Annotated in this window: 16 protein-coding genes and 1 pseudogene; 5 read left to right on the top strand and 12 right to left on the bottom strand. The window is 67.6% G+C overall.

The features are described 5' to 3' along the window. Window positions 1-230 precede the first annotated feature (230 nt). The 3 genes and pseudogenes from GDJ08_RS17650 to GDJ08_RS17660 form a co-directional block, all read left to right on the top strand. Window positions 231-5126: pseudogene (locus tag GDJ08_RS17650) on the top strand (NAD-glutamate dehydrogenase); the annotation flags it as partial. A 300-nt stretch (window positions 5127-5426) separates the two neighbouring features. After that, window positions 5427-6197, top strand: coding sequence for an NAD kinase (locus tag GDJ08_RS17655; protein ID WP_136003389.1), 771 nt, complete (start codon window positions 5427-5429; stop codon window positions 6195-6197). A gap of 49 nt (window positions 6198-6246) precedes the next feature. Then, window positions 6247-7191: a 5'-nucleotidase gene (locus tag GDJ08_RS17660; RefSeq protein ID WP_017355219.1), complete on the top strand. Its 945-nt coding sequence runs from the start codon at window positions 6247-6249 to the stop codon at window positions 7189-7191. A gap of 48 nt (window positions 7192-7239) precedes the next feature. Here GDJ08_RS17660 and GDJ08_RS17665 read toward each other — a convergent pair whose 3' ends face one another. The 12 genes from GDJ08_RS17665 to asnS form a co-directional block, all read right to left on the bottom strand. Next, window positions 7240-7779, bottom strand: a complete 540-nt coding sequence (locus tag GDJ08_RS17665) for a DUF2939 domain-containing protein (protein WP_153165384.1) — start codon at window positions 7777-7779, stop codon at window positions 7240-7242. Window positions 7780-7842: 63 nt separating this feature from the next. Then, window positions 7843-8838, bottom strand: a complete 996-nt coding sequence (locus GDJ08_RS17670; RefSeq protein ID WP_229296566.1) for an aldo/keto reductase — start codon at window positions 8836-8838, stop codon at window positions 7843-7845. A gap of 5 nt (window positions 8839-8843) precedes the next feature. Beyond that, window positions 8844-9530: a DUF2461 domain-containing protein gene (locus GDJ08_RS17675; protein WP_153165385.1), complete on the bottom strand. Its 687-nt coding sequence runs from the start codon at window positions 9528-9530 to the stop codon at window positions 8844-8846. Then, entirely contained in the window at window positions 9527-10969 is a 1443-nt protein-coding gene (gene sbcB, locus GDJ08_RS17680; protein ID WP_153165386.1) for an exodeoxyribonuclease I, read from the bottom strand. Before sbcB ends, GDJ08_RS17675 begins: the two co-directional genes overlap by 4 nt. Next, on the bottom strand, window positions 10969-12336 hold the full coding sequence (locus GDJ08_RS17685; protein ID WP_136003396.1) for an FAD-dependent oxidoreductase: 1368 nt from the start codon (window positions 12334-12336) through the stop codon (window positions 10969-10971). The genes sbcB and GDJ08_RS17685 overlap by 1 nt, the downstream gene beginning before the upstream one ends. A gap of 10 nt (window positions 12337-12346) precedes the next feature. Then, window positions 12347-13624 (bottom strand): kynureninase, encoded by a 1278-nt coding sequence (gene kynU, locus GDJ08_RS17690; RefSeq protein WP_017355225.1) that lies wholly within the window; start codon window positions 13622-13624, stop codon window positions 12347-12349. A 370-nt stretch (window positions 13625-13994) separates the two neighbouring features. Continuing rightward, window positions 13995-14522 carry a 3-hydroxyanthranilate 3,4-dioxygenase gene (locus GDJ08_RS17695; protein ID WP_153165387.1) on the bottom strand — a complete coding sequence of 176 codons (528 nt, stop codon included), beginning with the start codon at window positions 14520-14522 and terminating at the stop codon, window positions 13995-13997. A gap of 25 nt (window positions 14523-14547) precedes the next feature. Next, entirely contained in the window at window positions 14548-15210 is a 663-nt protein-coding gene (gene can / locus GDJ08_RS17700; protein ID WP_017355227.1) for a carbonate dehydratase, read from the bottom strand. A gap of 74 nt (window positions 15211-15284) precedes the next feature. After that, window positions 15285-15923, bottom strand: coding sequence for an FMN-binding negative transcriptional regulator (locus GDJ08_RS17705; RefSeq protein ID WP_153165388.1), 639 nt, complete (start codon window positions 15921-15923; stop codon window positions 15285-15287). A 6-nt stretch (window positions 15924-15929) separates the two neighbouring features. Then, window positions 15930-16244, bottom strand: coding sequence for a hypothetical protein (locus GDJ08_RS17710; RefSeq protein ID WP_017355229.1), 315 nt, complete (start codon window positions 16242-16244; stop codon window positions 15930-15932). After that, the gene (locus tag GDJ08_RS17715) at window positions 16241-16546 is read right to left on the bottom strand and encodes a hypothetical protein (protein ID WP_136003401.1); all 306 of its coding nucleotides are present in this window, start codon (window positions 16544-16546) and stop codon (window positions 16241-16243) included. The genes GDJ08_RS17710 and GDJ08_RS17715 overlap by 4 nt, the downstream gene beginning before the upstream one ends. A gap of 24 nt (window positions 16547-16570) precedes the next feature. Continuing rightward, window positions 16571-17965 carry an asparagine--tRNA ligase gene (gene asnS / locus GDJ08_RS17720; RefSeq protein WP_017355231.1) on the bottom strand — a complete coding sequence of 465 codons (1395 nt, stop codon included), beginning with the start codon at window positions 17963-17965 and terminating at the stop codon, window positions 16571-16573. A gap of 132 nt (window positions 17966-18097) precedes the next feature. On the opposite strand from asnS, the gene GDJ08_RS17725 reads away from it, so the two are divergent. Together GDJ08_RS17725 and GDJ08_RS17730 are read left to right on the top strand one after the other, a co-directional pair. Next, complete coding sequence (locus GDJ08_RS17725; RefSeq protein WP_153165389.1) at window positions 18098-18436, top strand: HesB/IscA family protein; 339 nt, start codon at window positions 18098-18100, stop codon at window positions 18434-18436. Between the two features lie 326 nt (window positions 18437-18762). Then, window positions 18763-19497, top strand: a complete 735-nt coding sequence (locus GDJ08_RS17730) for a thioesterase II family protein (protein WP_165699836.1) — start codon at window positions 18763-18765, stop codon at window positions 19495-19497. Window positions 19498-19591 lie beyond the last annotated feature (94 nt).

A 19591-nucleotide genomic window follows, 5' to 3' on the forward strand; every position in this document is an offset into this window, starting at 1 on the left:
GCCGCGTGCCTCCGTACGCGTGCGGATCGACCGGCGCGATGTAAACGCCACCCAACCCGAATTGCCTTATTCCGTCCTGCAGCAAGGTATTTCTGTGCGGTAGGCCTACAATTTCATTTTCCCAACTGAGCAACACGCACCGCTCTGCCATGAAACCGCAAAAACCAGCAGCCAAGACCGTGAAAAACAAATCCAAACCAGCCGATACGCAGACTGTTTCGCCAGTGGGCTTCTCGCTGGAGCCGGTGTACACGGCCTTGCGCAAGCGCTACCCGTCGGCCGGGCAGGCCGAGGCAGTGGCTTTTGCCGCCGACTTCTACAAGCGCATGGAGGCGGACGAGTTCCCGCACCACACCGCTGAGGAGTGGGCCGCACTGGCAGCGGACACGCTGGAATTCGCCCGCGTCCGCAAGCCGGGCAAGGCCAACGTGCGCGTGTTCAACCCGACCCTGAAGGCCAATGGCTGGGAGTCGGCGCACACCGTGCTGCAGATCGTCAATGACGACATGCCGTTCCTGGTCGACACGGTGACGATGTCGCTGGCCGAGCACGGCATCGGCGTGCATGTGCTGGGCCATCCGGTGATCCGCTTCGCCCGCGACAAGGCCGGCAAGCTCACCGCGGTCAGCGATGGCACCGCCGAGTCGGTGATGCTGCTGGAGATCGACCGCCAGCCGGCCGACGCCATGAGCGATGTCGAGCAGGCCATCATCAAGGCGCTGGACGAGGTGCGTGCCATCGTCCGCGACTGGGATGCCATGCGCACCAAGGCGCTGGCCCTGGCCGACGACCTGGGTACCCGCCAGCTGCCGGTCGACGCCGCCTCGCGCGCCGAAGCCCAGGAATTCCTGCGCTGGGCGGCCGAGAACCACTTCACCTTCTTCGGCTACCGCGAATACCGCGTCGAGAAGCAGGGCAAGGAAGAGGTCCTCGCACCGCTCAACGATACCGGCCTGGGCCTGATGCGCGGCAAGGACAAGTCCGCCGCCCGTCCGGTCAAGACGCTGGCCGCGCAGGGCCTCAACGCCACCACCGGGCTGAAGGACGCGCTGATCCTGACCAAGACCAATGCCCGTTCGCGCGTGCATCGCTCCGGCTACATGGATTACATCGGCGTGCTGGAATTCGACGCCAAGGGCAAGATCATCGGCGAACAGCGCTTCCTTGGCCTGTTCACCTCCAGCGCCTACAACCGCCGCCCGTGGGAAATCCCGCTGGTGCGCCAGCGCCATGAGTATGTGATGACGCAGTCCGGCCTGGCGCCGGCCAGCCACAGCGGCAAGGCGCTGCGCCACATCCTGGAGACGCTGCCCCGCGAAGAACTGTTCCAGTCCAGCGAGGACGAACTGTTCCGCACCGCGATGGGCGTGCTGGGCCTGCAGGAGCGCGTGCGCAGCCGCCTGTTCCTGCGCCGCGACAAGTACAGCCGTTTCATCTCCGCGCTGGTGTACCTGCCGCGCGAACGCTTCAACACCGACGTGCGCCTGCGCATCGAGGCGATGCTCAAGGACGCCCTGCAGGGCGAGTACGTGGACAGCTCGGTGGTCCTCGGTGAGTCGCCTCTGGCCCAGGTGCACCTGATCGTGCGTCCGAAGGCCGGCCAGACCCTGGAAGTGGACACCAGCGCGCTGGAGCAGAAGCTGGCCCAGGTGCTGCGCAACTGGCAGGACGACCTGCGCGAAGCGCTGGTGGCGCGCCACGGCGAAAGCGAAGGCCTGCGCATTGCCGCCCGCATCGGCAAGGCGCTGCCGGCCGGCTACATCGAAGACTCGAGCACCGAGATCGCCGCCAACGACGTCAGCCAGCTTGACGCGTTGACCGGCCCGGACGACCTGCGCCTGAGCCTGCAGGCCGTGCAGCGCGATGGCGGCGACGGGCTGCGCCTGAAGCTGTATCGCCAGCTGGACGACATTCCGCTGTCCGATGCGCTGCCGATGATGGAGAACATGGGCCTGCGCGTGATCGCCGAGCGTCCGTACCGTCTGACGGTCGACAACGCCCCGGTGTACGTGCAGGACTTCGAAGTGGAATCGGTGGCCGGTGCGATCGACGCATCTAGCGTCGATGCCGCTTTCGGTGAAACCTTCGCCCGCGTCTGGCACGGCGATGCCGAGAACGACGGCTTCAACCGCCTGGTGCTCGCCGCCGGCCTGCACTGGCGCCAGGTCGCCATGCTGCGTGGCTACTGCAAGTACCTGCTGCAGACCGGCGTGCCGTTCTCGCAGGCCTACGTGGAAGGCACCTTCACCCGTTACCCGCTGCTGGCACGCCTGCTGGTGGAGCTGTTCGAAGCCCGCTTCGATCCGGCCACCGGCAACGAGAGCAAGGACGAAATCGCCGAGGGCCAGGCCCAGCTGCGCGCGCACCTGACCGTGCTGGCCGGCGGCGACGAGGCTACCCTGAAGGTGCTCAAGACCGTGGTCGACGCCCGCAAGGGCGACCGCAAGGTGCAGATGGATGCCGCGCGCGATGCGCTGCTCAAGCTGATGGACCGCGTGTCCAGCCTGGATGAAGACCGCATCCTGCGCAGCTTCATGGGCGTGATCGACGCGACCCTGCGCACCAGCTACTACCAGACCGATGCCGAAGGCCGTCCGGGTCACGTCATCAGCTTCAAGTTCGATTCGGCACTGGTGCCGGACCTGCCCAAGCCGCGCCCGTACCGCGAGATCTTCGTGTACGGCCCGCGCGTGGAAGGTACCCACCTGCGCTTCGGCGCGGTTGCCCGTGGCGGCCTGCGCTGGTCGGACCGTCGCGAAGACTTCCGTACCGAAGTGCTGGGCCTGGTCAAGGCGCAGATGGTCAAGAACACCGTGATCGTGCCGGTCGGCGCGAAGGGCGGCTTCTTCGCCAAGATGCCGCCGGTGAACGGCGACCGCGATGCGGTCTTCGCCAACGGCGTGGCCTGCTACAAGCTGTTCATCCAGGGCCTGCTGGATATCACCGACAACATCGTCAACAACAAGATCGTGCCGCCGGTGGACGTGGTCCGCCACGACATGGACGACCCGTATCTGGTGGTGGCGGCCGACAAGGGCACCGCGACGTTCTCCGACATCGCCAACGGCCTGGCCGTGGCGCACGGCTTCTGGATGGGCGATGCGTTCGCCTCCGGTGGTTCGGTGGGCTACGACCACAAGGGCATGGGCATCACCGCGCGTGGCGCATGGGAGTCGGTCAAGCGCCACTTCCGCGCGCTGGGCCGTGACAGCCAGAGCCAGGACTTCACCGCCGTCGGCGTCGGCGACATGTCCGGCGACGTGTTCGGCAACGGCATGCTGCTGTCGCGTCACATCCGCCTGGTCGCGGCATTCGATCACCGCCACATCTTCCTGGACCCGAATCCGGATGCGGCCACGTCGTTCGTCGAGCGCGAGCGCATGTTCACCGTGCCGCGTTCCAGCTGGGCCGACTACGACGCCAAGCTGATCAGCAAGGGCGGCGGCGTCTTCCCGCGCACGCTGAAGTCGATCGAGATCACCCCGCAGGTGCGTGAGGTGCTGGGCCTGGACGAGAACGTCAAGGCACTGTCGCCCAACGACCTGATGAGTGCCATCCTCAAGGCGCCGGTGGACCTGCTGTGGAACGGCGGCATCGGTACCTACGTCAAGGCGGCCAGCGAGCAGCACAGCGATGTCGGCGACCGCGCCAACAACGCGCTGCGCGTCAACGGTGGCGAGCTGCGCTGCAAGGTGGTGGGCGAGGGCGGCAACCTGGGCATGACCCAGCTGGGCCGCATTGAAGCCGCCCAGGCCGGCGTGCTGCTCAACACCGACTTCATCGACAACTCGGCCGGTGTGGATACCTCCGACCACGAAGTCAACATCAAGATTCTGCTCAACGATGTGGTGCGGGCCAAGAAGCTGACCGTTGAACAGCGCAACAAGCTGCTGGCGTCAATGACCGACGAAGTGGCCGCGCTGGTGCTCAACGACAACTACCGCCAGAACCAGGCCCTGAGCCTGATGGAGCGGATGGCGGTCAAGCGCCTGGGCTCCAAGCAGCACTTCATCCGCACGCTGGAGCAGCAGGGTCTGCTCGATCGCCAGATCGAGTTCCTGCCGTCCGACGCGGAGCTGTCGGCACGCAAGGCGCGTGGCCAGGGTCTGACCCGTCCGGAGCTGTCGGTGCTGTTGTCCTACTCCAAGCTGGTGGCGTTCGCCCAGCTGCTGGATTCGGACATTCCGGAAGATCCGTACCTGTCCAAGGAACTGCAGCGCTACTTCCCGACGCCGCTGCAGAAGAAGTATGCCGATGCGATGGAACGTCACCGCCTGAAGCGCGAGATCATCGCCACGGCCGTGACCAACCAGACCATCAACCGCATGGGCGCCACCTTCCTGATGCGCATGCAGGAAGACACCGGCCGCAGCATTGCCGAGGTTGCCAAGGCGTACACGATCAGCCGTGAAACGCTGGACGCGCGCGCCCTGTGGGCGCAGATCGACGCCCTCGACGGCACTCTGCCGGAGTCGGTGCAGATCGATGCGCTGGAAGTCATCTGGAAGCTGCAGCGCTCGTTCGTGCGCTGGCTGCTGTCGCGCCCCGGCGCGATGCCGGGCATCACCGAGGCGGTGAACCGTTACCAGGCGGCGTTCAACGACATCCGCGTGGCCTCCGGCGTGCTGCCGGACTCCCAGCGCCCGGCCTACGAGGCGAGCGTGCAGGAGTGGAAGGAGAAGGGTCTGCCGCCGGCACTGGCACAGCAGCTGTCGGAGCTGCAGTTCCTGGAACCGGCGTTCGACATCATCGAACTGGCCCGCACCCGCAAGCTCAAGCCGGTGGACGTGTCCAAGATCCACTTCCGCCTGGGCGACGCCCTGCAGCTGCCGTGGCTGTTCGAGCAGATCGACGCGCTGGAGGTCAACGGCCGCTGGCACGCCGTGGCCCGTGGCGTGCTGCGCGACGAGCTGGCCGCCCATCACCGCAACCTGGCTGCCCAGGTGCTGTCGATGAAGGGCGGCAGCGCGGAGGCCAAGGTCGCCGCCTGGATCGGCCGTGACGACAGCAGCCTGCGCTTCACCCTGTCGATGCTGGCCGAACTGGCCGAGCAGAAGACCCTGGACTACCCGACCGTGTCGGTCGCGGTGCAGCGCCTGGGTCAGCTGGCCGCGCACGGCGCGTAACCCGCGCTGACGCGTGAGAACGAAAGGGCCCCGCTTCGGCGGGGCCTTTTCTTTGGGGCGACGGCGTGTTGATCTGGCAACCCACTGTCTGAGGGCCGCCGGGTGCGGGGGTACGGGACACGCCGTAAACCCATCCCTGGGGGCTCGTAGAAAACACCCATGTTTTCTACGGTCCCGCACCCCCGCACCCGACGGCCCCTGGACAGTGGATCGGTGGCCTTGGGAACAGCCTGTAACACGCCATACGTGTCTATGCGTCGACCGGGTATGCTTCGGTCGTATGCCTTACCCGGACTTTCCATGAGCGACACCCCCCGCATCGCTTTTCTGGCCAGCAGCACCGAGCCCGCGCAGCAGGCCCTGGCGCTGATGCTGGCCCGCTACGGCGCATGCCCGCCCGAGGAGGCCGATGTCCTGTGCCCGCTGGGCGGTGACGGCTTCCTGCTGCAGACCCTGCACCGCCACGGCGCACTGGGCAAGCCAGTGTTCGGCATGAAGCTGGGCACCGTGGGCTTTCTGATGAACCAGTTTCGTGACGACGACCTGCCGGCGCGGCTGGCGGCCGCCGAGCCGGCCAACCTGCGCCCGCTGGAGATGCTGGCGTTGACCGAATCGGGTACGACCACCGGCTCGCTGGCCTATAACGACGTCTCCCTGCTGCGCCAGACCCGCCAGGCCGCGCATATCGGCATCGATCTCAATGGCCAGGAGCGGGTTGCCGAGCTGATCGGCGACGGCGTACTGGTGGCCACCCCGGCCGGCAGCACCGCCTACAACTATTCCGCGCATGGCCCGATCCTGCCGCTGGGCTCGCACACCATCGCCCTGACGCCATTGGCACCCTATCGCCCGCGGCGCTGGCGTGGCGCGATCCTCAAGGCCGATACCGAAGTACGCTTCCGCGTGCTCGATCCCTACAAGCGTCCGGTCAGCGTCACCGCCGATTCGCACGAGACCCGCGACGTGGTCGAAGTGACCATCCGCGAGTCGCGCGAGCGCCGGGTGACGATGCTGTTCGACCCCGAACACAACCTGGAAGACCGGATCCTCAGCGAACAGTTCATGTTTTGACGGACAATAGCTGGCCGGCCGATCTGGCCGCATTGGATGGCTGACCGACATGGGCGACAACACCCCCCGCTTGCTGACCGTGGCCGTGACCTCGCGCGCCCTGTTCGACCTGGAAGAAGGCCACGCGCTGTTCGAGGCGGAAGGCGTGGATGCCTATGCCGAGTACCAGCGCAAGCACGAGGACGATGTGCTGCGCCCCGGCGTGGCCTTCCCGGTGGTGCGCAAGCTGTTGGCGCTCAACCAGGGGCAGTCGCCGGAGTCGCCGCGGGTGGAAGTGATCCTGCTGTCGCGCAACTCGGCCGATACCGGGCTGCGCATTTTCAACTCGATCCAGCACTACGGGCTGGGCATCATCCGGGCCACGTTCACCGCCGGCGAACCGACCTGGCCGTACGTGAAGCCGTTCGGCACCGATCTCTTTCTGTCGGCCAACCCCGAGTCGGTGCGGCGGGCGCTGCTGCACGGCATCGCTGCCGCCACGATCCTGCCCAAGCCCCCGGGCGAAACCATCGCCGCCGCCGAGCAGCTTGATCTGGGCCGGCCCGCCGGGCAGCTGCGCATCGCCTTCGATGGCGACGCGGTGATCTTCGGCGATGAAAGCGAGCGTATTTCGCGCGAACAGGGGGTGGAAGCCTTCGGCCGGCATGAGCGCGAGAATGCACGCGAGCCCCTGAGCGGCGGCCCGTTCCGCAACTTCCTGTCGGCGCTGCACACCCTGCAGGCGGTGTTCCCGTCCGGCGAAGACGCGCCGATCCGCACGGCGCTGGTCACCGCGCGGTCCGCGCCGGCGCATGAGCGGGTGATCCGCACCCTGCGCGAGTGGGGCGTGCGCCTGGACGAGGCGCTGTTCCTGGGCGGGCGTCACAAGGGGCCGTTCCTGGAAGCGTTCGGCGCGGACATCTTCTTCGATGATTCGCAGCACAACATCGACAGCGCCCGCCAGCACCAGAGCGTGGCGGCTGGTCATGTTCCGCATGGCGTGGCCAACGACTGAGCCGGGTAGAGGGCGGGTCACGACCGTCGGTCGGGACGCCCTGAACACTCACTGCAGCGGCAGCACGATGTTCACCAGTTTCCAGCGCAGCCCGTGGCGCTGCAGCACGAAGACCACCGGTGTGCCGTCCGGCGTGTGCGTGGTGGCGGTGAAGCGCGACAGCGATTCGAAATGGTGCTCGGCGCCCTGCAGCGGTCGCGCGGCGCGTGGCGCGGCGTAGGCGTCGGTGCTGTCCAGATCATTGCTGGCGCGCTTCCACAGCGTGTGTCCCTGCAGCACGGCATCGATGCCGGTCGGGGTCACCATCGCATCCACGGCGGTGCCGGTGAGCGTCTGGCTGGCCGACAACAGCAGCGCGCCGATCCTGTTCGACTGCACCTCCGGGCCGGCCCGGCGGACGACATAGTCGTTGAGCTGTGCGCGCAGATTGGCGCGCAGCAGCGGGAAGTCGACGTAACGGTCGAGCCGGGTGGTGTCGCGGGTTTCGATGGCCTGGGCCAGGCCGCGCACCGCGAGGTACGGGCCACTGAACCAGGCGCCGGCGAGCAGGACGACGACGGCAAGCACGAGCCAGGGGAGTTTCTTCATGCCGTGGCGGTCTCCAGGAGAACGACAGCAGCTTGCCGCAGCACGCGTCAGCCGACGTGAAGGCTACTGGCTCGGCGACGCGCCAGTCTGCTGGAAGGTGGCCACCAGCCGCTCGCGCTCCTGCGGCGCCAGCATGTCCACGCGGGTGTCCAGCACCTGATCCAGACTCGCAACCCGGGTGGTGCCGAGCACGCCAGAGGCGACGGCGGGGTTCTGCAGGACGTAGGCGAAGGCTGTCTGCGCCGGTGCCTGCGAGCCAACGCGGGCGATCGTGCGCTGCATCGCCTTGGCGCTGCGCATCAAGGCCCGACTGGAAGGCTTCAGCCAAGCCCGCGCCAGGTACCACGCATCGGCCAGCCGGGGCACGCGCGGCCGGGCCGGAAGCAGGTGGCCCTGGGCCAGCACGGTGCCGGCGAGCACGCCGATGCCGGCGGCGTGCATGGCGGCGATGACCGGTTCCCGGTCCTGCTGCAGGGCGTTGTAGTCGATCAGGGCGACGTCGAAGGGACCGCGGCGTTCGGCCAGGTGTCGCATCACCGCGCCGGTATGGGTATTGATGCCAAGCAGCCGGAACATCCCGCTGCGCCGCATGCGCTCCAGCGCGGTCAGCAGCTCATCGCTGATCTGCTCCAGGCCGATGCCGTGGAGCTGGAAGATATCCAGGTGGTCGCAGTGCAGGTTGCGCAGCGAGGCGGCGCAGCTGCGTTCGATGGCAGCGGGAGAGAAATCGCGCTGCTCGGCACCGCTGATGCCGGCCTGGCCGGTCAGGGTGCCGGCCTTGCTGGAAATCATCAGGCCATCGCGCGGATGCGTAGCGAATGCCCGCTGCAGGATACGCCCCAGCCGCGGTTCGGCGTTGAAGGCCGCGTAGTTGTGGCCGGTATCGAACAGCGTGACCCCGCGCTCCAGGGCGCGGCGCACGATGCGTTCGGCCTCGGCCTCCGGAAAACGCCGGTTGCCCCAGAACCCCGAGCAGCCGAGGCCGATCTGCGAGACCTGCAGCCCGCTGCTGCCCAGCGCGCGGTAGGTCATCGGTGGCGGCGCGACCGGGCTGGTCATCGTGCTCAGAACTCCAGGTCCAGCGCGGCGCACAGGTAGTCCACGAACGGCGCCAGCGTGGCCAGGTCGGCCGCGAGGGTCTGGCGCAGACGCGGACCGGTCATGGTGGCGTCGTCCAGCGCGCGCCAGAACACCCAATTGCGGTGCTTGAGATCGTCGATGAATTCAAAGTCGGCGTCGAAGCCACGCGGTGCGCGCACCAGCTTCTCGCTTTCCTCGAAATCGAACTTCTTCCGCAGCGCCGGCGCGTGCGCGGCGGCCTTCCAGCTGCCGGGGTTGTCGACGATGAAGTGCCGCACCTTGCGCTGCGTGGCCGGCTCGGGGTGCCACAGGCCCGCACCGACGAAACTCTCGCCCGGTTGCAGATGGATGTAGAACGACGGTGCCGGCACCTGCCTGCGCCGCTCATGGAACAGGCGGGCACCCTGCCAGGTCTTGTAGGGCGACTTGTCGTTGGAGAAGCGCGCATCGCGGTAGATGCGGAACAGCGACCCGCCCACGCCGCGCGGGTCGGCGCGGAAGTGCGGGCTGATCGTGGCCAGGTCCGGCTGCAGGTCGGCAATCAGGCGCAGGAACGGCTGGCGGACATGTTCTTCGTAGGCCGGCTTGTGGTCGTTGAACCAGGTCTTGTCGTTGTGGCGCGCCAGCCCGCGCAGGAAGGTGAAGCTGGCGGGAGTGAAATAACGGCTCACAGGCTTTGCTCCAGGTGGGTGCCCCAGTCGCCGAGCTGAGACAGCAGGGCCAGCCTGGCGGGATCGGCGGCATGTTCGATGGCCAGGCTGTCCAGCTGCGCACGGAACGCCGGCAGGGTCTGTTCGCCCAGCGCGGCGTCGCCCAGCAGGCGCTGCCGCCGGTAGTCGTTCCAGCGCCCGCGCTCGGCGGCATCCAGCGTCTGCGGGTAGTTGCGCGCCCGGTAGCGGAACAGCAGCTCGGGCATGCGCGGATCTTTCAGGCGCTCGGCGAAACCGGCCAGCTCCGACGGCGGGCTGGTGCGCAGGCGGGGCATCAGGGCCTTGTCGCCGTCGGCGAGGAAGCCGTCATACAGCGAGGCATCCACGTCGCTGACGGTGGCCGTGCGCTCGCCGCCGTACACCTGCCGGACCTTCTCGACCAGCGCCGGACCGGCCTCACGTACCCGTGCGGCGTTGGCGTCCACTGCGGCGGCATCGATGCCCAGACGGGCATGGTCGGCCGGGCGCAGGTGGTTCCATGCGACCAGGGCCGGCACCTTGTTCAGGTGCACTTCCTTGAGCGGCACACGCTGCTCGCCCTCGGCCAGGTCCGCCGCGCGCGTGTACAGGCGCGCGGCCAGCGTATCGGCCGGCAGCGCGAGCAGGCCGTCGATGTCGCCCTCCAGATCCAGCGCGATGATCCGGTTGTTGATGTACGGATGCCGCGCGATGGGCAGCACCGGCGCGGCGCACATGCGCTGGGCCGGGTAGCGCATGGACACATGCAGCACCGGCTGCAGGGCGTCCACGTCGAGCAGGCTGGCGACGAAGCGCTTGTCGCGCAGCTTCAGCGCGTACTCCCACAGCCGCGGCTGCGACTGCTTGAACAGCCGCGCCATGCCGATGGTGGCGTGCACGTCCGACAATGCCTCGTGCGCATCGCCCTGGCGGACGTCATTGGCCAGGGCGAGGTGTTCGAGTTTGAACGAGGTGGCGCCGTCTTCGCGCTGCGGCCACACAATGCCGTCGGGGCGCAGCGCGTGCACCAGCCGCAGCATGTCCAGCAGGTCCCAGCGCGAGTTGCCGTTGCGCCACTCGCGCTCGTACGGGTCGTAGAAATTTCGGAACAGCCCGTGGCGGACGAACTCGTCGTCGAAGCGCAGCGTGTTGTAGCCCAGCGTGCAGGTGCCGGGGAGCGCCATCAGGTCGTTGATCCGCGAGAAGGCCTCGGCCTCGCTGACGCCTTGGGCCAGTGCATGCTGCGGCGTGATGCCGGTGATCAGGGTGGCGACGGGTGAGGGCAGCAGGTCGTCGGCCGGCTTGACGTAGAAGCTCACCGGTTCGTCGACGACGCGCAGGTCGGCGTCGGTACGGATCGCGGCGAACTGCGCGATGCGGGTGCGGCGCGGGTCCTGGCCAAAGGTCTCCAGGTCGTAGAACAGGAAGCTGTCGGCCGCCATCAGTGCGCGCCCTCCAGCACCGGCAGCTGCGCGTGCACGATGCGCTCGAGTGCGTCCCAGTCGATGTGGTCCAGGCTGTCGTGGCCGGCAGTGGCATCCTCAAGGATGCGCCGTTGCAGGTCGGTGCGCGCCAGGGCGACCGCATAGGGCGTGTGCAGGAAGGTCACCATCGTGTAATGCGGCACGAAGCGCGTCGGCCAGCGGGCCTGCAGGGCCTGTTCGAGCTCGCGCTGCAGCAGGAAGGCCGGGTCGGCGACGCGGTCACGCATTTCCAGGTAATTCTCGAGCGCCATCTGCTGGATCGCCTCGGCGTTGGGCTTGCGGTCACGTTCGAAGGCGGCGAACGCCTCGGCGAGGGTGTCCTGCTGGAGCAGGTGCCCGGCAAGGGCGACGCAGTCTTCGAACGCGCAGTTCATGCCCTGGCCGTGGAAGGGAACCATTGCATGCGCGGCATCGCCGAGCAGTACGGCGCGGCCCTGCAGGTGCCAATGCGTGAGGTGCAGGGTGCCGAGCAGGCCGGGGGGATGCTCTTCCCAGTCGCGGCGCAGGTTCGGGATCAGCGGCAGTGCGTCGGGGAAGTCGCGCGCGAACAGGGCTTCGGCCTGGGCGCCGGTGGTGGTGGTGGCGAAGCTGGGGTCGCCGGTGTTGGGCAGGAACAGGGTGACGGTGAAGGTGCCTTCGTCATTGGGCAGGGCGATGCACATGTAGTGGCCGCGCGGCCAGATGTGCAGGGCGTTGGCCTCGATGCGGAAGCTGCCGTCCGGGCCCGGCGGAATCTCCAGTTCCTTGTAGGAGTGGTCGAGGAACTCGATGCGCTCGTCCAGCGGCTGCTTGCGGTTCATCGCCGCGCGCAGGGCCGAGCCGGCGCCGTCGGCACCGATCAGGGTGTCGAAGCGGATGTCGTGGGGCTGGTCGTCGCGATCGTCGATGAAGCGCGCGTAGCCGGCGTCGAAGTCCACCGTATGCAGGCGGCGGTGGAAGTGCACGCAGGCACCGGCGTCCTCGGCCAGCTGCAGCAGGGTGGTGTTGAGGTCCTTGCGGTGGATGGACCAGATGACTTCGCTGTCGTCACGGCCGTAGCGCTGCAGCTGCGCTGCGCCGTCGCGCGGATGGACCATGCGCCCGCGCATCATCACGGCCTTGGCCATCACCGCGTCTTCGACGCCGGCCTGGCGCAGGGCGTTGCGGCCGCGTTCGGCGAGGGCAAGATTGATCGAGCGGCCGGACTCGTAGTCGCTGATGCGGGGGTCGCCGCGGCGCTCGTACAGGGTGATCCGCCAGCCTTGGCGCGACAGCAGGATGGCCAGCAGGGAACCAGCCAGGCCAGCGCCGATGATGCTCAGCGAGCGGGAGGGGGTTGCGATCAAGACAGTGTCCTTAGAGGCCGGCCCAGGCTTCCACTTCCTCGACGAAGTGGTGCAGGTCGAGGTAGCGGTTGTACAGCGGGGTGGGCGAGATGCGGATGACGTCGGGCTCGCGCCAGTCGCCAAGGACGCCGACGGTCTGCAGGTACTCGAACAGGCTGCGGCCACGCTCGCGGCCGCCGGTTACGCGCAGGGAGAGCTGGCAGCCGCGGCGTTCGGGTTCGGCGGGGGTCAGCACCTGCAGCACGCCGGGCAGGCGCGCGCGGACGAGGGCGTCGAGCATGCCGGTCAGGCGCAGCGATTTGGTGCGCATGGCATCGATGCCACCGGCCTTGTCCAGGACGTCGAGGGAGGCGCGCAACGGCGCGAGGCCGAGCACCGGGGGGTTGCTGAGCTGCCAGCCCTCGGCGCCGACGGCCGGCACGAACTGGGGGGCCATCTTGAAACGGGTGGCTTCTTCATGGCCCCACCAGCCGGCGAAGCGCGGCAGGGTGGTGTCGCGGTGGTGGCGTTCGTGGACGAAGCAGCCGGCCACGGCGCCCGGACCGGCGTTGAGGTACTTGTAGTGGCACCACACGGCAAAGTCGGGGGCGATGTCATGGAGCTGCAGCGGGACGTTGCCGACCGAGTGGGCAAGATCGAAGCCGACGCGGGCGCCCTGCAGGCGGGCCATGCGGGTGATGGCATCCAGGTCGAAGACCTGGCCGCTGCGGTACTGCACGCCAGGCCAGAGGACGAGGGCGAGGCGGGGGCCGTGCGCGACGATGGCGCGCTCGATGGCCTGCAGCGACACGGTGCCGTTGGGTTCGTCGGGCTGCACTTCGACCAGGTCCGTTGCCGGATCGAAGCCGTGGAAGCGGATCTGCGATTCGACCGCGTGACGGTCGGTGGGGAACGCGCCGGCTTCAATGAGGATGACGGGGCGTTCGGCGGTGGGCCGGTAGAAGCTGACCATCATCAGGTGAAGGTTCACGCTCAGGGTGTTCATGGCCACTACTTCGCTGGGCAGCGCGCCGACGACGCGGGCCAGCTGTTCGCTCACCAGGCGGTGATAGCGCAGCCACTGGGTGTCGCCGGTGAAGTGGCCTTCGACGGCCAGGCTGGCCCACTTGTCCATGACCTCCTGGACGGCCGCACGCGCGCCACGCGGCTGCAGGCCCAGCGAATTGCCGACGAAGTACGTCTGGTCGCGGTGGTTGTGCTGGGGGAACACAAACTCGCTGCGGATGGCGCGCAGCGGATCGGCGGCGTCCAGGGCAACGGCATGGGTGCGGCTGAGGATCTCGGACATGGTGCGACCGGCGGTGACAGTGACCGACAGTTTACCGGCTGCCGGGCCGCCCGGGCTCGACCACCCACCGCTCCACAGCTTCACCCCGTGGCGCCGGGCTCTGCCCGGTTGCTCTCCGTTCCGCGCCCGCAGCGCATCGGTGCGCAACAGCGACAGCAACGTCGCCGCCAACGCCGCAGGGTGGCGGAATGCGTCTGGGGTGCCGGGACAGGCTGCACGTACGTCCCCGTAAGCTCCATCGCCGCATCCATGCGGCGAAGGGTCGCGTCACCCCAGCCGCACCCCGCCCGGACACCGCGTATCGGCGCGCACGGAAAAAGCGGAAGGCGCATGCACCACAGCGCGCCCCTCGCAGGCCGCAGGCGCGGCGTCAGCCTTCGACGGCGACTTTGGCCGGCAGCGGGTCCACGTGCCCGCAGGCTTCGCAGGTGCGAAGCTCCAGCGAGGCGTGGTAGCGGGCGAACACCTTCGGCAGATCCGTTTCGATGTTCTCGAGCGCGAAATACTCTTCATACAGCTTGTGGTTGCACTGTTCGCAGAACCACATAAGGCCATCCTGCTCATGCGCCAGGCGCTTGCGCTCGACCACCAGGCCAACGCCGCCCGGCGGGCGACGCGGCGAATGCGGCACCTTGCCGGGCAGCAGGAAAATCTCACCGGCGCGGATCGGGATGTCGCGTACCGCGCCGTCTTCCTGCACCTTCAGCACCATCTCGCCCTCGAGCTGGTAGAACCACTCCGGACCCTCGTCGTAGTGGTAGTCGGTGCGGCTGTTCGGCCCGCCGACGACCATCACGATGAAGTCGCCGTTCTCGATCATCTTGTTCCCCACCGGCGGCTTGAGCAGGTGGCGGTGTTCCTCGATCCAGGCCAGCAGATTGATGGGGGAGGGGAGCATGGTGGCGGTTCCGTAAGAGCGGCGGTCAGTCGCGGCGGCCGTGGCGCGGGACGTAGGACAAGGCCTTTTCGTAGGCTGCCTGCAGCTCGTCGGGGGCGCCGACGTCAATGCCCATCTCGCGCACTCGGCCGTCCTTCAGGCTGTAAACCCAGCCGTGCACCATCAGCTTCTGGCCGCGGGCCCAGGCATCCTGCACGATCGTGGAACGGCAGGCGTTGACCACCTGTTCGATCACGTTCAGCTCGCACAGCCGTGCGTGCTTCAGGTCCGGCTCGTCGATGGCATCCATGATCGCGGCATGCTTCTGCGCGACATCGCCGACGTGCCGCAGCCAGTTGTCGGCCAGGCCGACGCGGGTGTTGTTGAGGCTGGCGTGCACGCCGCCGCAGCCGTAGTGGCCGACGATCAGGATGTGCTTGACCTTGAGCTGGTCCACCGCGTACTGGATGACGCTCAGGCAGTTGAGGTCGGTGTGTACCACGACGTTGGCGACGTTGCGGTGCACGAACACTTCACCCGGGGCCATCCCGATGATCTGGTTGGCCGGCACGCGCGAATCGGAGCAGCCGATCCACAGGTATTCGGGGTGCTGCTGCTTGGCGAGCTGGTGGAAGAACTCGGGATCTTCCCTCTCGATGCGGTCGGCCCATTCGCGGTTGTTCTGCAGCAGTTTGTGGATGTCTTTCATGGTGCGGAGTCCCTGACGTCGGGTGGGGGCAAGGCGCGGCCGGGGTGGTCGCGTCGTCGCGGGAAACGGGAAGGTCAGTTGGCGGTGGTACGTTCGTCGCGGCGCCAGCGCATCCACTGCGCCAGCTCCTGCGACGCGGGGGCCGGAAGCGCCGACAGCGCGTCGATCACGCTGCACTGGTTGGCCTCGGGATGGTTCTGGCTGAGTTTGAGTTTGATCTGCACCTGGTCGGAACGGAAGCGGAACCCGACGATGCCCGCCAGCATCCGACGCTGACGCGGGTCGATCGGCTGCAGGTCCCAGTCGCCGCCCACGCCGGCTTCATGGCGCGCGCTGAGGCCGTCGAGCATGGCGATCAGTGCGTCCGGGTCGTCCACCGGCTCGAGCACGCCGCGCAGTTCGGCGGCCGCGTAGTTCCAGGTGGGGACGCGGGCCTGGGCCTCCTTGTCGGGGTACCAGCCCGGCGACACATAGGCGTGCGGGCCATGCACCAGCAGCAGCGCGGGCCCGGCGTGGCCGGCCTGCGGGTTGGGCCGGGCCCAATGGCCCTCGATCAGGATGTCCTCGCCGTCGCGCCGGTACAGTACCGGCAGCCGCGTGGCCTGGGGCAGGCCATCGGCGCCGGTGGTCAGCAGGGTCACGAACGCGTCGCGCGCCAGCAGCCGGTCCAGCCAGATCAGGTCGGTCTCAGCGAAGGCGGACGGGATGAACATGGTGGGTCAGGCGCGGGCGCCGAGGCTCTGCACCATCCGGCCGTGCAGGTCGGCGTCGCTGGCGGCCTGCGGCGGCGCCACCTCGTGCAGCGAGAAGCCGCGGATCAGTGCGTCCTCCTCGTCCAGGCCGTCGTAGGCGACGAACTCGGCGTCGAACAGCTGCGCGCGCGCAGTGTCCTCGCTGTCGTAGCTCAGGGTGTTGCCGTCGCTGTCCAGCACCTCGGCGGTGCCGGCTGGCCGGATGCGCAGGCGGGCCCAGATCAGCGTGTTGCCGAGGCTGGCAAGAAACCACTCGTCGCGGTGGGAGGTGTCGTCGTTCATGTCGTTACCATCGAAAGCAGCCAGAGCAGGGCGGCCATGCCCAGCCCGGCCAACAGGGTCAGCAGGGAAACCCATGCCGGGGCGGCCAGCCCCGACAACGAGCGGTCCGTGCTGAGCCGGTAGTCGCGGCCCAGCAGCCAGCGCAGCGCATCCGGGCGCAGGAAGGCACCGCTGCCGAAGCGTTCGGCGAGCGCCGGGTGGCGGTCGCGGATGTGCACCAGGGTCAGCGGCCAGAAGATCACGAAGGCACTGAACCCGGCGATCGCCACGCCGACGAAACACAGCGCGAAGAACAGGGTCATGGGCTCGGTGCCTCCGTGGTGGGATCAGAACTCGGCCGTACCCGGTGCACGCGGGTAGGGGATGGCGTCGCGGATGTTGCCGAGCCCGCACACGTATACCACCAGGCGCTCGAAGCCGAGACCGAAACCGGCGTGCGGGACCGACCCGTAGCGGCGGAAATCGCGGTACCAGCCGTAGTGCGCCGGGTCCAGGCCGAACTGGGCCATGCGGGCGTCGAGCACGTCCAGGCGCTCTTCGCGTTGGCTGCCGCCGATGATCTCGCCGATGCCCGGCGCCAGCACGTCCATCGCGGCGACGGTCTTGCCGTCGTCGTTGAGGCGCATGTAGAACGCCTTGATGTGCTCGGGGTAGTTGGTCACGACCACGGGGCGGCCGATGTGCTCCTCGGTCAGCCAGCGCTCGTGTTCGGTCTGCAGGTCCAGGCCCCATTCGACCGGGAAGTCGAACTTTTTGCCCGAGTTCTGCAGCAGCTTCACCGCCTCGGTGTAGTCGATCTGCTCGAACGGGGCGTTGATGAACGCCTCCAGCTTGGTGATCGCGTTCTTGTCCACGCGCTCGGCCAGGAACGCCAGATCATCGCCACGCTCGTCCAGCACCGCACGGAACAGGTACTTCAGGAACTGCTCGGCCAGGCGCGCGTCTTCGGCCAGGTCGGCGAAGGCGATCTCCGGCTCGATCATCCAGAACTCGGCCAGGTGGCGGGTGGTGTTGGAGTTCTCGGCGCGGAAGGTCGGGCCGAACGTGTACACCTTGCTCAGCGCCAGGCAGTAGGCCTCGACGTTGAGCTGGCCGGACACGGTCAGGAAGGTTTCCTTGCCGAAGAAATCACGGCTGAAATCGACCTCGCCCTTTTCGTTGCGGGGCAGGTTGGCCATGTCCAGGGTCGAGACCCGGAACATCTGGCCGGCGCCCTCGGCGTCGGACGTGGTGATGATCGGGGTGCTGATCCAGTTGAACCCGTTCTGGTGGAAGAACCGGTGCACGGCCTGGGACAGGCAGTTGCGGATGCGCGTGACGGCGCCGAACAGGTTGGTGCGCGGGCGCAGGTGCGCCACTTCGCGCAGGAACTCCGCGCTCATCGGCTTGGGCTGGATCGGGTAGGTCAGCGGGTCCTCGACCAGGCCCACGATCTCGATGTCGCTGGCCTGGATCTCGAAGGACTGGCCCTTGCCCTGGGACTTGACCAGGGTGCCGCGGGCGATGACCGAACAGCCCGGGGTCAGGCCCTTGACGGCGTCGAAATTGGCCAGCGTGTCATTGGCCACCACCTGGATGGGGGCGAAGCAGGAGCCATCGGTGACATTGACGAAGGCAAGCGCCGCAGACCCGCGCACCGTCCGTACCCAACCGCGTACGGTTGCCTCGCCGCCTTCCGGGATCTTCCCGGCAAGCGCATGTTCAACGCTGACCACCGTCATGACTTGAATCCTCTGTTGATCGACTCGATCTGTGAACGGGAGAGTTTACCGGCTGCAGTGTTCCGCTTGCGAGGCATTTCTGCGGTACCGGTGTCCTCTATAATCGTCAAGTCCCTTCCCGGAGCACTCCACATGGCCGTCAGCCTGACCCCGATCGCCCTCCAGCGCGTCCAGCGCTTTGTCGCCGGCACGCCGGGCGCGCTCGGCCTGCGGTTCGGCGTGACCCGGACGGGCTGTTCAGGTTGGGGCCACATCACCGACCTTGCCCGTGATGAGCGGGAGGGCGACAGCGTCTTCCAGCAGGAGGGGGTCCGGATCTACGTGGACGCCCAGAGCCTGCCGCTGGTGGACGGCACGGTGATCGATTACGGCAAGCAGGGATTGAGCGAAACCTTCACGTTCAGGAACCCGAATGCAGCGGCCGAATGCGGTTGCGGAGAGAGTTTCACCACCGACGACGCACATCGCTGAGCATCCGCGTGCGCCGCTCTGTCGTGGCCCGTGTTTGCCTTGACATTGCCATCACATATCGATAAAACCCTACTGGATTGAAGAAAGGTGTTGATCGCGAATTGTCGATCTACATTGCCTTTCGGTATCTTTCGCGCGGCAGGGGAATTGCCGTGTGCAGTACCGCTGTCCGGGCTCGCACGACGCGCCGCGAACAGCGCAGCTTCAATGGAGTTGTATGGCTGCCGGACGCGTCCCGTCCGGGTCGTTGAGGGGGAAGGATGCACAAGGTCGAGCAGGGAAGTGCGCGTTCTGTCATTGCGCTTGCGCGCAACGACGACGCCCGCGTGAGATTGTTCTGTTTTCCATTCGCCGGTGGCGGTGCGTCGGTGTTCCGCAAGTGGACGCCGCATGTGTCCCGGGACGTGCAGATGATGGCCATCCAGATGCCGGGGCGCGAGTCCAGGCTGTCTGAAGACCTGCACGTGGACATGCCCGTTGCGGTCGCGGCGATCGTCGATGATCTGCTGCCGTGGCTGGACCGTCCCTTCGCCTTCCTTGGCCACAGCCTGGGGTCGCTGATGTCGTTCTGTGTGGCCCGCGAACTCCGTGAGCGTGGCGCACCGATGCCGCTGCATATGTTCCTCTCCGCCCGCCGTGCGCCGCATCTCGCCGGCCCGCGCCGCGCCCTGCACGGGTTGCCGCGCGACGAGCTGCTGCGTGAACTGCGCAGCCTGGAGGGAACGCCGTCGGCCGTGCTCGAACATGAGGAACTGCTGGAACTGCTGCTGCCCATTCTGCGCGCGGATTTCCAGCTCAACGAGCGCTACGTCCACGCCGACGCGGCACCGCTGCCGTGCACGGCGACGGTAATGGGCGGACTCTCGGACCACGCCGCAGACCGCGCGCAGCTTGCGCAATGGGCACAGCATTTTGCCGGCCCCACCGAGCTGGACATGTTCCCCGGTGGGCACTTCTACGTCGACCAGATGCTGCCGGTATTGGGGGCGCGCATCGGCCAACGGCTGTTGTCGTCGGTGGGACGTGGAACGGTGGTGGAAACAGCCTGCGCAGCGGGCTGAGCAACAGGCGCGCCGTGGGGTGCGTATCCGTATCGCAACAGTGGGGGAGCGCTTCGATGCCATGACAGGCACCGACGGGGAAGGGCGCCCCACG

The organism is Stenotrophomonas nematodicola, from assembly GCF_009467805.1.
GTDB lineage: Bacteria > Pseudomonadota > Gammaproteobacteria > Xanthomonadales > Xanthomonadaceae > Stenotrophomonas > Stenotrophomonas nematodicola.